Source organism: Methylobacterium haplocladii, from assembly GCF_007992175.1.
In the GTDB taxonomy this organism is placed as follows: domain Bacteria; phylum Pseudomonadota; class Alphaproteobacteria; order Rhizobiales; family Beijerinckiaceae; genus Methylobacterium; species Methylobacterium haplocladii.
This window is the reverse complement of the sequence record NZ_BJZT01000028.1, coordinates 16,458-29,573: the sequence shown is the minus strand read 5'-3', so window position 1 is coordinate 29,573 and position 13,116 is coordinate 16,458. Positions and strand designations below refer to the sequence as shown.

Here is a 13,116-nt window from a genome sequence, read left to right as displayed (position 1 = left end):
GGCGTCCCGTGCCGCACCGTCTGCGGCCATGCTACACACCGCCGCGATGGACACCCCAACTCTACAAAAGAAGACCCTCGCCTACGTGGTCACCGAGGACTGGTTCTTCGCCTCGCACTTCCTGCCGATGGCGCGTGCCGCCGTGGCGATGGGCCTGTCGGTGGCGGTGATCACTCGGGTGCGCGCGCACAGGGCCGTCATCGAGGCGACCGGCGCACGGGTGGTCGAGCTGGAGGCCGAGCGTTCGAGTCTCAACCCGATGGCGGCAGGCTACGCCGCCGGGCAGCTCTCCGCGATCCTGAAGGCCCTGAAAGCCGACATCGTGCACTGCGTCGCCCTGCGCGGCATCCTCGTCGGCGGCACGGCGGCGGCGATGGCGGGCATTCCCGATCGGGTCTACGCGCTCACCGGCCTTGGCCTCCTCGGCGCCCGCGAGGACCGCACCGGAAAACTCGCGCGGCTTGCGCTCAAGGGCCTGATCCGCGGGCCGCTGGCAAGCCGGCGCACCCGCTACCTGTTCGAGAATGCCGACGATGCCCGCGCGCTCGGGCTCGACCCGTCCGACACTGCCGTGACCATCGTCGGCGGCGCCGGCGTCGATCCCGACGCCTTCGCGCCGTGCCCGCTGCCACCGATGCCGCCGCTGAGGGTGGCGATCGTGGCGCGGATGCTGTGGTCGAAGGGTATCGACATCGCGGTGGAGGCCGTGCGGCTGGCGCGAGGGCAGGGGGCCGCGGTCGAACTCTCGCTCTACGGCGCGCCCGACACCTCCAACCGCCGCGCCATCCCCGAAGCCACCTTGCGCGCCTGGAGTCAGGACGGCGTCACCTGGTACGGGCCGACGCGGGACGTCGCGGGCGTGTTCGCCGCCCACCACGTCGGTTGCCTGCCCTCGCGCGGTGGAGAAGGACTGCCGCGTACGCTGCTGGAGGCCGCCGCCAGCGGTCGTGCGATCCTCACCAGCGACGTGCCGGGCTGCCGCGACCTCGTCCGGGACGGCATGGAGGGGTTTTTGGTCCGGCCCGACGATGCTCCGGCATTGGCCGCAGCGTTGATACGTCTCGCCGGCGACCTGGCGCTGGCGAAGCGGATGGGGGAGACGGCCCACGCCCGTATCCTCGAGGGCGGCTACACCGAGGAGGCCGTGGGCGGTGCCGTGGCCGGCATCTACGCCGAAATGCTGTCCGCGTGACGCCCTCCCGCGATCCGCTCGCCTTCATCCGCTCCAACACCCGCCTCACGCCGGTGCCGTACGCCCCCGAGATCCGGCTGCACGTCGCAGACGAGGCGACCGAGCTTTGGCAGAAGACCGAAGAGGAACTGGAAGAGATCGGCCTGCCGCCGCCCTTCTGGGCCTTCGCCTGGGCCGGAGGGCAGGCGCTGGCCCGGTACATCCTCGACCATCCCGAGACGGTCGCAGGCAAGCGCCTGCTCGACTTCGCCTCCGGCTCCGGCCTCGTCGCCATCGCGGCGGCGAAGGCGGGAGCGGCGCATGTGCTCGCGAGCGACCTCGACGCCTTCGCGCTCGCCGCCATTCCCCTCAACGCTGCCGAAAACGGAGTCGCCGACCGGATTACGGCGACGGGCGAAAACCTCATCGGCTGCAATGGCCCGTTCGACGGCGTGCTCGCCGCCGACATCTGTTACGAGCGCGACCTCGCCGGCGCGGTCGGGGGTTGGCTCCATGGGCTACACGCCATGGGCACGCTGGTCCTCATCGGCGATCCGGGCCGCTCCTACCTTCCGCGTGACCGGCTGGATGCCATCGCGACCTATGAAGTGCCCGTGACGCGCTCGCTCGAGGATGCCGAGATCAAGCAGTCGAGCGTGTGGCGGTTTCGCTGACGTGGCTCATGCCGGGTTGGCATTTCCGCCTGCGGCAGCATCATTTCGAGATCGAGTCACAGACGGCCGGACGTCCGACCGAGTGACGGGCCGGTCGGGAGCCAGGAGGACGGGCATGATCACGCCGAGCTATGCGCGCACCATGGCGGCCTACAACACCGCCATGAATGCCCGGATCTACGACGCGGCCGGACGCCTCTCCGAGGCCGAGCGGCGAGCCGATCGCGGCGTCTTCTGGCGCTCGATTCACGGTACGCTCAATCATCTGCTCTGGGCGGACCGCATGTGGATGAGTCGTATCGACGGCTGGGAGAGGCCGGCGCAGGCACTGGCCGAGAGCGACCGACTCCACGAATCCTTCCAAGCCCTCGCCGCGGCGCGTACCCGTGTCGACGTGGACCTCGTCGCATGGGCCACGCGTCTCGACGAGACTCTGCTCGGCGGGTCGCTCTCGTGGTTCAGCGGTGCGGCCGGCCGCGAGATGACCGCGCCGCGCGCCTTCATCGTCACACATCTCTTCAACCACCAGACCCATCATCGCGGGCAGGTACACGCCCTGCTCACCGCCGCCGGCGAACGAAGCGGCGACATGGACCTGCCGCTGACCGTCGCCATGATCGCGTGAGATGCGACGGCACGGACGGGTGGTCCAACGGGCTTGGAAAACTCGTGGGAGCCCTTCTCAGCATCCAGGGCACGGCGTAGATTTCCGGGACTGGTAAACGCTGCGCCAGGGAGGTTTCATCCCATGTCCCGACTGATTTTCGCCGCCTCGATCCTCGCCCTGACGATTGGCGCGAGCGGGCCGGCCTCGGCCCTCTCCGCCAGCGAATGTTCCACCAAGTACCAGGCCGCCAAGAAGGACGGCTCGCTCGGCGCGACGAAGTGGAACGACTTCCGTAAGGCCCAATGCGGTGCCGACGCGCAGCCCGCCGCAGCAACGACCACCACGGCTCCCGCGGCTGCCCCGACGGAAGCGGCCAAGCCCGCCCCGACACAGACTGCCGCCAAGCCCGAGCCGACCGCAAAGCCGACGACCCCGGCCGCCTCCGGCTCTGCGGTCTTCCCGAGCAAGATCGACCCGAAATACGCCAGCGAGTCCGCCGGCAAGCAGCGCCAGAAGACCTGTCTCGATCAGTACAACATCAACAAGGCCAATGGCGGCAACGGCGGCCTGAACTGGATCATGAAGGGTGGCGGATATTATTCGGAGTGCAACAAGCGGCTGAAAATCTGACCGGACGACGGAATTTTATTTGATCGCAACGAACTTCGCATTGGATTCGAAAGCCATCGACCTGATTCAAATAGGTCGATGGCTCAAGGACATGCCGCGCGCTCGTTTTCGCCGACCCGGCATCACCGTCAATCGAGTACGTTGAAGACGAGGGCGCCCTCGGCGCCCTCGACAAGAACGAACGTATCGCACGCGGACACCGCTGCTCATTGTCACTCCGCCGCGCGTCCGCGCCGAACGGCCTTTCAGGCTGCCAGAGCTTAGCCAGAGCGTCAGGATCACGACGAAACACGTCGGCCGACATGGCTAAACGCGCGTTGGGGACAGGTGTGCAGCACTGCCCGATACCGCAATGGATCGGGGATCAACGCTGACAAAACGGCCAAACTGTCGACTAGTGGACAAATTCCGATGATTTGTCTTTTCTGACGTCGGCGAAATCTGACTTGGTCCGACAGCCTCAAATGATTGCAGGCGTGACCTTCGCGCACTAGCCCAACGAATCACGCGAGCATTAAATAACCGTGCAATTCGCCTTTCAGGGGTCTCGGGCGATGATTGATCACACGGCTAAAGGTGCCCTGTTGTGCAGAGCAATCCGCGTTCTGGCCGATTTCGATGTCAGCCTCGTCATCACCAGCACCGCCGGGCAGGCGTATCATTTTGAAATGGATGGCGAGCCGGCTCAAGAAGGCGATCTCATCACGCGCGCAGCCATGCTCGACGCGACGTTCTTCAATGTGCGGCAGGACAATCGTTCCGACGAGCGGCGCCAGAGGGCATGAATCGACCGAACGACAGTGGCTCCGGATCGCAGCACGGTCCGGCCAGTCAGTCGGCCTTGTAAAGCGCAACCTGGGCGACGCCGTCGATGCCCAGGGCCCGCGCGCTGCCGCGCGAGAGATCGATGATGTAAGGCCGCTTCTTCTGGGTCTGCTGGTTCGTCCGGTCCGTGATCCTCACGATCACGGAGCGTCCGTTCCCGTTGTTCACCACGCGTACCCGGGCACCGAGGGGCAGCGTGTGATGTGCAGCGGTAAGGCCATCGGGCTTGAACGTCTCACCACTCGCAGTACGGCCGGGATGCTGGTACCAGCTCGCGCGGCCGCTGCCGAGCTTCGTCGTATTCCGCGTCTCGACGCGCCGCCGATGCGGCCCAATCGAACCCGAAATGTCGCTCCGGGCCGTCGCCGTCGAAGTCGTCTCTGCGCGCTCGGCGCCCGGCGCCAAAGCCGGTAAGGGGGACGCCGACGGCGGCTGTGTGAAAGTGGGGCTTACCGGCCCCGGCATTGTCAGGTGCGGATCGAACAGGCTCGCCGTCGCAGACTTCTCCTCGGCGCGTGCGCCGCATATGCCAGATACCACCAACAGAGCCGCCATCGCTACGGTAGGCGCAGCAATTGATTTTCGATCATCGGCATCCGGCATAAGAATCGCTCCAAATCATCATGGTTTTTGATTATCAAAAACTCTTTTCATGATTCGGTTCCATGAATTCGATTCAGCGGCGACCGAACTGCACTGAATTCAGAGCGTCGCGCATTGGCTCAGACCGGCCGAGCGTTCTGCAATTTTTCGTGCATGTTGAGAGCGTCAAACGGATGGTTGGCCTGATGCGAGACGGCTCTGCCAATCGCCGCCGCGCACTCCGTCGCATCTGATTTTCGCACGGCATCTCGATCGAAATGCCGGCTAGGCTACCGATGGGGCGAAGGTGGCGGTGACACGAAGGCCGGGCGCGTTGTCGGCGATCTCCAGGTCGCAACCGTGCAGATCCGCAACCGCTGCGACCAGCGTCAGGCCGAGACCGTGTCCGGTGGTGCCGCGGCTCTTCTCGACCCGATAGAACCTGCGCAAGACCTTGTCGCGCTCATCGACCGGAATGCCGGGGCCGTCATCGGCGATGCTTGCCCGTGCCATGCCGTCGATGGAGCGGAGTTCGATCCGGATCGTCGCGCCGACCGGCGTGTGTTGCAGGGCATTCTCGCAGACGTTCGAGAACAGTTGGGTGAGCAGCTCCTTGTCGCCGTTGACGCGCATATCCGGATCGATGTCGCAGATCAGCCGCCGGCCTCCGTCCTCGATGGCCGGGGCATAGGCCTCGGCGACTGTCCGAACGACCAGCGAAAGGTCGATCGCTCGAAACCCGGCGCGGCGAGCCCCCGCTTCGATCTGTGCGATGCGCAGGAGAGCCGAAAAGATGTCGAGAATTCCGTCGATCTCCGTCACCGCCTTGTCGACGGCAGCACGATACTCCGCATTCGTGGAGGGCCTGCGGTTCGCGTTCTGCAATCCTTGCTGAAGACGCGTGAGCGGTGTTCGCAGATCGTGGGCGACGTCGTTCGAGACCTGCCGAAGGTTGTTCATCAGGCCGGAGATCCAGTCCAGCATCCGGTTGAAGGTTCGGGCGAGCCGGTCGAAATCGTCGCCGGAGCCCGTGGTCGCAATCCGTCGTGCGAAATCGCCTGCGATAATGGCCTCGGCCGTTCGGGTCACGGCATCGACCCGGCGCAACAGGGCGCCGGAGACGAACAGACCCAGGACCAGCCCCAGCGCGGCGGAGGCGAACAGCGCCGTCGTGAAGGCCTGCTTCACGATCGCCCTGACGTCCTGAATGCTCTGGAGATCATCGACCACGATGAGGGTCGTCCCATCGTCGAGCGCCTGAGCAGCGACGATCACGGGTTGGCCCGATCCCGTCCTGTCGACATCGTCGAAAGCATGCGCCGACGGACTGGCGCTGGGTTTGAAAGCGGCGAGTTTGGGGTCGCCTAAGACGATACGACCGTCCGTTTCGACGATCGCGAACCGCTGACGCGCCTCGTCGCCCGTCGGACGCCCGGCCAGCGCCGCTTCGAGATCGGCGCGACCGCCATGGACGAACTCGACGGCGAGCGCGCTGATCTCGCGGTCGACGTGACCGCGGGTCTGGACCCGCAGGGCATCGGTGACGGCCTTCTCCACCAACCAGCCGATCGCGGCGACCGAACATACCAGGGCGACGGTGTAGAGGAGCGCGTATCGAAATCCGGCGCTGCGGACGAGCTTACGAAGGAAGGCCACGAAGCAGGTATCCGGAGCCGCGTACGGTTTCGATGAGCCAGCAGTCGAAGCCCCGGTCCACCTTGGCGCGCAGGCGGCTCATATGGGTTTCGACGATGTTGGTCTTCGGGTCGAACTGGAATTCCCAGACGTTCTCGAGCAGCTGGCGGCGGGTCACCAGACAGCCTGCATTGCGCAGGAGAAACTCGAGCAGCTGAAATTCGCGCGGCTGCAGTTCGATCGTACGCCCGGCGCGCCGGACCTTCCGCGCGATCAGGTCCATCTCGAGGTCCGCCACCCGAAGAACCGTCCGGACGGTTGCGAGCAGCGGCCGACGTCCGAGAGCGTTGACCCGGGCCAGGAGTTCCGGGAAGGCATATGGCTTGACGAGGTAGTCGTCCCCGCCGGCTTCGAGACCGTCGACCCGGTCGTCGATGCCGGACATCGTCGTGAGAAACAGAAGCGGCGTCTGTATGCCGGCGGCGCGCAGCATCCGCGCGAGGTTGAGGCCGTCGATCCCCGGCAGCATCCGATCGACGACCGCGACGTCGTAGCTGCCTTCGCGCGCGAGCCGCAGACCCTCGATGCCGTCGGCAGCGTGCTCGACGCTGTGTCCTGCTTCCGACAGGCCGGCAGCCACGAGGGCGGCGGTGCACGCGTCATCCTCGATGAGTAGAACTTTCACTGTCGAACTCGAGAGTTGCGGCTGGGGAGCAGCCCGTTTTCCACAGGCCGACCGTGTGATGCCGATGCGGGTGTCCTGAAAGCCACACCCAGGCTTACGATATTCTCACTCGGGCCTTCGACAAGCATAACGTCGTGATTTTCAGCAAAGACGCAAATATGTCTCGGATCGAACGGTGCAGAAGCCAGTATTTTTATTGGGCCCTTGATTTAGACAGGTTCTAAAAAGCAAACATTGGTGATCCGTAATTTGACCATACACTGACCCCTCTGCCTAGACATGCCTCGGCGAAAACCTGCGCGAAACGTCGCTGGATCGCCCGTACGGTGTGGCTCGGGGGCTTCTATGCACAAGGTCGTCATTCGCGGCAGGGTCCGCGCATTCCTAATTGTCTGCGGATCGGCGGCGGGTCTCGGCATGGCCTCGGCCGCCCCACGCGAACCGGGAGCCGACACGACCGGAGCAGCGCTGGCCGGGGCGACGGCGACGACCCTCGACGAACTCAGCGTCGCGGGCGAGGGCGGCCTGCGCCAGGAGCCATTGGGCGGCGTCACCGTCGGCTATCTCACGAAAGCCACGCGCAGCGCCACCAAGACCGCGACGCCGCTGATCGACACGCCGCAATCCGTCACGGTGGTGACGCAGCAGCAGATCCGCGACCAGGGTTTTCAGAGCATCGAGGAGGCCGTGCGCTACGTGCCGGGCATCATCCCGCACCAGGGTGAGGGCAACCGCGACGATCTCGTCATCCGCGGGCAGCGCTCGAACGCCGACTTCTTCGTCAACGGCATCCGCGACGACGTCCAGTACTTTCGCGATCTCTACAACACCCAGCGCATCGAGGTGCTCAAAGGCCCGAACGCGCTGATCTTCGGCCGCGGCGGCGGCGGCGGCGTCATCAACCGCGTGCTGAAGGAAGCCGACGGCGTTCCGATCCGTGAGATCGTCGCCCAGGGCGGCCAGTTCGACAACAAGCGCGTCGCGCTCGATGTCGGCGACCGGATCTCGGACAGCGTGTTCTTCCGCCTCAACGGCGTTTTCGAGGATACCGGGACCTATCGCGACTTCGTCGACATCCGCCGCTACGGCGTCAATCCGACGATGACCTTCCTCATCGGGCCGCAGACGACGCTGAAGCTCTCCTACGAGTACTTCCACGACGAGCGCACCACCGACCGCGGCATCCCCTCGCAGTTCGGCCGGGCCTATCGCTACCGCCAGAACACCTCGACCTATTTCGGCAATCCGGACCTGAGCTACGCCAAGGTCGACGCCAACATCGCCACCGCCACCCTCGACCATCTGTTCGAGTCGGGCGTGGCCCTGCACAGCACACTGCGCTTCGCCGACTACCAGAAATTCTATCAGAACGTTTATCCGGGCGGCCCAGTCAACGCGGCTGGGACGGCGGTCAACATCACCGCCTACAACAACGAAACCCCGCGCACGAACTACTTCTCGCAAAACGATTTCACCTACCAGTTCGCGACGGGGCTCCTCAAGCACACCGTCGTGGCCGGTTTCGAACTCGGCTACCAGGAGGGCCTCGCCTTCCGCGAGGAGGGCTTCTTCTCGACGACTGGTACGCAGACGCTGGTGGTGAACCCGCTTTCGCCGGTGACGCGCGTGCCGGTAACGTTCCGCAACACGACAGGGGCGAACAACACCTACAGTCTCGGCCTCGCCGCCGTGTATGCCCAGGACCAGATCGAGGTGAACGAGCATCTGCAGTTCATCGGCGGCCTGCGCTACGACCATTTCGACTTCTCGTCGCAGGACCGGCGCACGGCCGCGGTCAATGCCCGCGTCGACGACCTGGTCTCGCCACGCGCCGGCGTCGTGGTGAAGCCATTCGCGAACCTCGCCTTCTACGGCAGCTACGCGATCTCCTACCTGCCCTCCTCGGGTGACCAGTTCTCGACGCTGTCCCCCGGCCTCGCCATCACCGAGCCGGAGCGCTTCGAGAATGCCGAGATCGGCGTGAAGTACGATGTCTCGCCGGTTCTGCAGTTGACCGGCGCGCTTTATAACCTCGACCGGTTCAACCAACGCCTGAACGACCCGAACCGGGCCGGGTTCTTCCTCGCCAGCGGCCAGACCAACACGCAAGGCGCGGAAATCGGCATCAACGGCTACGTCACCGACTGGTGGCAGGCCTCGGGCGGCTACTCCTTCATCGACGCGACCATCGTCTCCGGCTTCGGGGCGGCGACAGCCGGCATCAGGCCGGGCAACCGCGTCGGGCTCGTGCCGTTCAACGCCTTCACGCTCTGGAACAAGTTCGACGTGACGGACGAATTCTCCCTCGGCGTCGGCTACATCCAGACCGGGCACACCTTCGCATCGTCGGACGACACCGTCAGGCTGCCGGGTATCACCCGCTTCGATCTGGGCCTGTTCTACAAGATCAACGAATACGCGCGCGCCCAGGTCAACATCGAGAACGTGTTCGACCGGCGCTACATCGCCACCGCCGACGGCAACAACAACATCAGCCCCGGCGCACCCCGCACCGTTCGGGCGCAGGTCGTCGTCCGCTGGTGATCGCCGCTACGATGGATCACGGACGGGCCACGGCCCGTTCGCTCCCGGGCAGCCTTCGACCGAATGGCCGGATCCGTTCAGATCGCGAAATGTGTACGGGCGTCGTCAGGACCTGAGCAAAAAGCGGGGCAAAAACCCCGCTTCAGTCATTCCGCCAAATGCCAGGACATGATGGAGCGGGTACCGGGAATCGAACCCGGGTATTCAGCTTGGAAGGCTGCTGCTCTACCATTGAGCTACACCCGCATACGGCACCGGATAGCATGGCGCCGAAGCGTTGAGAAGGCATCCGTCGTGTAGGTTTGGTGGGGGAAGTAGGACTCGAACCTACGAAGCTTACGCAGCGGATTTACAGTCCGCCCCCTTTGCCGCTCGGGACATTCCCCCAAACCGCAGGACCGCCCCGAGGGGTGGTCTCGACAGGGCGTCCTTATGGTGAGGGCGTTTCCGGGTGTCAACAGGATCGCGGGCTGCGCGAACACGACGCGCCGGAGTGTCACTCCGGGACCGCAAGATCGCCGATGCGCAGCTGCGCCCGCTCGGCCCCCCGCCAGCGATCGGTGGAGAGGGTGCCGGCGACGTGGAAATCCTGGCCGATGCCGCCGAGCAGCGCCAGCCCGAGCGGTCCCTGGGCGACGCGGAAGGCGATGGCGCCGACGATCTGCCCGTCGCGGCTGCGGAAACGGGCGCGGACATGGCCGTTGCCGACGACGGCCGCATCGACGAGGCGGTGCCGGGGAAGGGCGAGGACGGGCTCCGGCGCACCCTGGCCGAAGGGGCCGGCGCGCTGGATCGTCTTGACGAGTTCGGCGGTGGCGCCGCCCGCGCTGACGGTGCCGTCGATCAGCAGGGCTTCCGCATCACGGGCCGCGGTGACGGCCGAGCCGAGTGCCGATGCGAGATGCGCGGAGAAAGCGGAAAAATCCGAACTGGGCAGGGTTACGCCCGCCGCCATGGCGTGGCCGCCGCCCTTGATCGCAAGGCCGGCCTCGACCGCATCGTGGACGGCACGGCCGAGATCGGCGCCGAGGATCGATCGGCCGGAGCCGGTGGCGGTGCCGTCCGAGCGGATCGCGAAGGCGAAGGCCGGGCGACCGAAGCGCTCCTTCAGACGCGCCGCGATCAGCCCGACGATGCCCGGATGCCACGCATCCGAGCCGGTGACGAGGACCGGCCGGCCGGGTTCGCCCATCAGGTCGCGATCCATCGCGGCCTCGGCCTCCTCGACGGCCAGCGCCTCGATCGCCTGCCGCTCGCGGTTCAGCCGGTCGAGTTCGACGGCGATGCGGTGGGCTTCGGCCGGGTCCGCTGTGCCCAGAAGCTGCGAGCCGAGCCCGGCATCGCCGATACGTCCACCCGCATTGATGCGCGGGCCGACGAGATAGCCGAGATGCCAGGCCTCCGGCGGCTCGCTCAATCCAGCCGCGTCGAACAGCGCCGCGAGTCCGGGCCGGCCGCGCCCGCGCATCACGGTCAGGCCCTGCACCACGAAGGCGCGGTTGAGGCCGACGAGCGGCACCACGTCGGCGACGGTGGCGAGGGCCACGAGGTCGAGGGAATCGGTGAGCGCCGGTCCTTGGCGGTTGGCGAAGGCGCCGAGTTGGCGAAGGCGGCGATTGAGGGCAACGAGGGTCAGGAACACCACGCCCGCAGCGCAGAGGTGGCCGAGGCCCGACAGGTCGTCGAGGCGGTTCGGGTTCACCAGCGCGACCGTCGGCGGCAGGCGCTCGGTGGCGGCGTGGTGGTCGAGCACGATGGCGTCGAGGCCGAGCGCCCTCGCGGCTTCCAGCGGCGCGTGGCCGGCGGTCCCGCAATCGACGCAGACGAGCAGGCGCGCGCCGTTCTCGGCCAGCTTCGTCACCGCGGCGACGTTGGGGCCGTAGCCCTCGGTGATGCGGTCGGGAATCCAGATCTGCACCGGCACGTCGAGCGCCCGCAGGTAGCCGGCGAGGAGCGCGGCGCTGGCCGCGCCGTCGACGTCGTAATCCCCGAAGATGGCCACCGGCTCGGCGGTCTTGACGGCGCGGGCGAGGCGCTCGGCAGCGGCCTCCATGTCCACGAGCACGGACGGGTCCGGCATCAGGTCGCGGATCTTGGGGGCCAGAAATGTCTCCGCCTGTTCCGGCCGCACGCCGCGGCTCGCGAGGATGCGAGCGAGCAGGTCCGGCAAGCCGTGCGCCTGCGTCATCGTCGTGGCGAAGGCGTGCTGCGTCGCGTCGGCACCGCGCTCGCGCCAGGGCCGGCCGAGCACGGAACGCGAGACGTCGAGGAAGGGGCGGGGCTGAGCGGGGATCACTGGGCCGGGTATAGCCGGATCGGTGGGAATGCGCGCCCTCGGCGAGGCGCTACGCCGCCATCGCCCGCGAACGCGCCTCGCGCACCGCCGCCATGATTCGCGCTTCGTCCACCGCGAGCTTGATCGCTTTGACGGCGTGCCGGATGTTTTCCTCGGAATGGCCGGCCATGACCTGCAGCCGGAAGCGCGCGGCACCCTTGGCCACGGCGGGGTACTCGACGAGGTTGGCGAGCAGGCCCAGCGTCGGCAGGCGGCGGCTGACCATACGGGCGATGCTCTCGGCTCCGACCTTGGCGCAGACGATCGCCGAGGGGTCGCCGTAGACGTCGAGGCCCTGCTCGCCGAACTGCCTGCGCAGGCTGACGACGTTCCGCATCAGTTTTTCGCGAAGCATCTTGCCCTCGGCGGAGGCGACGATCTCGAAGGCCTTGCCGATCACCGCGGTCTGCACCGGCGAGAGCGCGTTCGAGAAGGTGGTCGAGGGGCTGTAGTAGCGAAGGTATTCCTTGATCGCGCGCCGGTTGGTGGCGACGAAGCCGCCGTTCGAGGCGAAGGTCTTGGAGAAGCTGCCCATCACGAGGTCGACCTTCCCCAGCATCCCCTGGATGCCGATATGGCCGCGTCCTTCCGTGCCGAGCGCACCGAGATCATGGGCGACGTCGACCATCAGCGTGGCGCTGTATTCGTTGCAGAGCGCCTGCAGCGCGGCGAGATCGGGCGTGTCCGAGTCCATCGAGAACAGGCCCTCGGTGATGACCATGACGCCGTTTCGCGCGTCCTTCGCGCGGATCGCCTGGAGCTTCGATCGGCAATGGTCGAGGTCGAGATGGCGGAACAGCGAGATGTTCTGCGTTGACGCGCTGGCGCCCTCCTGCAGGCAGGTATGCGAGAGGGCGTCCATCACGATGTGGTCGGCCGAGCGCACGAGCCCGCGGATCACGCCGTAGCCGGCCGCCCAGCCGGTCGGATAGAGCACGGCCTGCTCCATCTCGAGGAAGTCGGCGATGCGGCGCTCCAGGGCGACCGAACTCGCGGTGTTGCCGACCAGCACGGCCGAGCCGGCGCTGTGGACGCCGAAGCGCTTCACGGCATCGGTCGCGACCTCGGCGATCTCCGGATGCGCGGCGAGGCTCAAGTAGTCCTGCGAGGAGAAGTTGACGCCCTCCATCGGGTTGCCGCTGTCGTCGCGTGCTCGGCAGGCGGTGCCGGGGCGGGTCTCGGTGGAGCGCGAGAACGGCCAGTATCCGTTCTGCCGCCGTGTCTGCTGCCACGCGAAGAAGCCGTCGCCGCGCCCCAGCAGATCCGGACCGCCCGGGACGCGAAAATCGCGCGCGCTGCCGGTGAGGCCGGATCGGCCTGCGTCGCTGGTGTCGATGATGCTCATGCCGTGCCCGCCGCTCGCGCTTGTGGTTGCGCGTAGTGGAAGGAGTTTTGCGATTGCGGATTGCTTTCGGCTTAATTCTCAAC

General features: G+C 66.5%; 11 protein-coding genes and 2 tRNA genes. 6 read left to right on the top strand and 7 right to left on the bottom strand.

Going from position 1 to position 13,116, the window contains the following annotated elements; translation table 11 throughout:
* The first annotated feature begins 46 nt into the window (after positions 1-46).
* The 5 genes from MHA02_RS12905 to MHA02_RS12885 all read left to right on the top strand — a co-directional run bounded on the left by MHA02_RS12905 (position 47) and on the right by MHA02_RS12885 (position 3,867).
* A complete protein-coding gene (locus tag MHA02_RS12905) occupies positions 47-1,192 on the top strand; it encodes a glycosyltransferase (protein ID WP_147079399.1) in 1,146 nt (381 codons plus the stop codon).
* Positions 1,189-1,845, top strand: coding sequence for a class I SAM-dependent methyltransferase (locus tag MHA02_RS12900; protein ID WP_147079231.1), 657 nt, complete (start codon positions 1,189-1,191; stop codon positions 1,843-1,845). Before MHA02_RS12905 ends, MHA02_RS12900 begins: the two co-directional genes overlap by 4 nt.
* A gap of 115 nt (positions 1,846-1,960) precedes the next feature.
* Entirely contained in the window at positions 1,961-2,470 is a 510-nt protein-coding gene (locus MHA02_RS12895; RefSeq protein WP_147079228.1) for a DinB family protein, read from the top strand.
* 123 nt (positions 2,471-2,593) lie between these two features.
* Complete coding sequence (locus tag MHA02_RS12890; protein ID WP_147079226.1) at positions 2,594-3,082, top strand: hypothetical protein; 489 nt, start codon at positions 2,594-2,596, stop codon at positions 3,080-3,082.
* A gap of 554 nt (positions 3,083-3,636) precedes the next feature.
* Positions 3,637-3,867 (top strand): hypothetical protein, encoded by a 231-nt coding sequence (locus MHA02_RS12885; protein ID WP_147079225.1) that lies wholly within the window; start codon positions 3,637-3,639, stop codon positions 3,865-3,867.
* A 46-nt stretch (positions 3,868-3,913) separates the two neighbouring features.
* Here MHA02_RS12885 and MHA02_RS22980 read toward each other — a convergent pair whose 3' ends face one another.
* From MHA02_RS22980 to MHA02_RS12870, 3 genes are all read right to left on the bottom strand, one after another.
* A complete protein-coding gene (locus tag MHA02_RS22980; protein ID WP_373318353.1) occupies positions 3,914-4,510 on the bottom strand; it encodes a septal ring lytic transglycosylase RlpA family protein in 597 nt (198 codons plus the stop codon).
* A gap of 264 nt (positions 4,511-4,774) precedes the next feature.
* On the bottom strand, positions 4,775-6,145 hold the full coding sequence (locus MHA02_RS12875; RefSeq protein ID WP_147079223.1) for a sensor histidine kinase: 1,371 nt from the start codon (positions 6,143-6,145) through the stop codon (positions 4,775-4,777).
* The gene (locus MHA02_RS12870; RefSeq protein ID WP_147079221.1) at positions 6,129-6,809 is read right to left on the bottom strand and encodes a response regulator transcription factor; all 681 of its coding nucleotides are present in this window, start codon (positions 6,807-6,809) and stop codon (positions 6,129-6,131) included. Before MHA02_RS12870 ends, MHA02_RS12875 begins: the two co-directional genes overlap by 17 nt.
* Positions 6,810-7,226: 417 nt before the next feature.
* Between MHA02_RS12870 and MHA02_RS12865 the strand changes: the two genes are divergently transcribed.
* Positions 7,227-9,353: a TonB-dependent receptor gene (locus MHA02_RS12865; RefSeq protein WP_147079219.1), complete on the top strand. Its 2,127-nt coding sequence runs from the start codon at positions 7,227-7,229 to the stop codon at positions 9,351-9,353.
* Positions 9,354-9,525: 172 nt separating this feature from the next.
* On the opposite strand, the gene MHA02_RS12860 is transcribed toward MHA02_RS12865, so the two are convergent.
* The 4 genes from MHA02_RS12860 to MHA02_RS12845 form a co-directional block, all read right to left on the bottom strand.
* Positions 9,526-9,599 (bottom strand) — tRNA-Gly (locus MHA02_RS12860).
* A 57-nt stretch (positions 9,600-9,656) separates the two neighbouring features.
* Positions 9,657-9,740 (bottom strand) — tRNA-Tyr (locus MHA02_RS12855).
* A gap of 109 nt (positions 9,741-9,849) precedes the next feature.
* On the bottom strand, positions 9,850-11,541 hold the full coding sequence (gene recJ / locus MHA02_RS12850; protein WP_238180289.1) for a single-stranded-DNA-specific exonuclease RecJ: 1,692 nt from the start codon (positions 11,539-11,541) through the stop codon (positions 9,850-9,852).
* A gap of 157 nt (positions 11,542-11,698) precedes the next feature.
* Entirely contained in the window at positions 11,699-13,033 is a 1,335-nt protein-coding gene (locus tag MHA02_RS12845; protein WP_147079217.1) for an aminotransferase class I/II-fold pyridoxal phosphate-dependent enzyme, read from the bottom strand.
* Between the last annotated feature and the right edge of the window lie 83 nt (positions 13,034-13,116).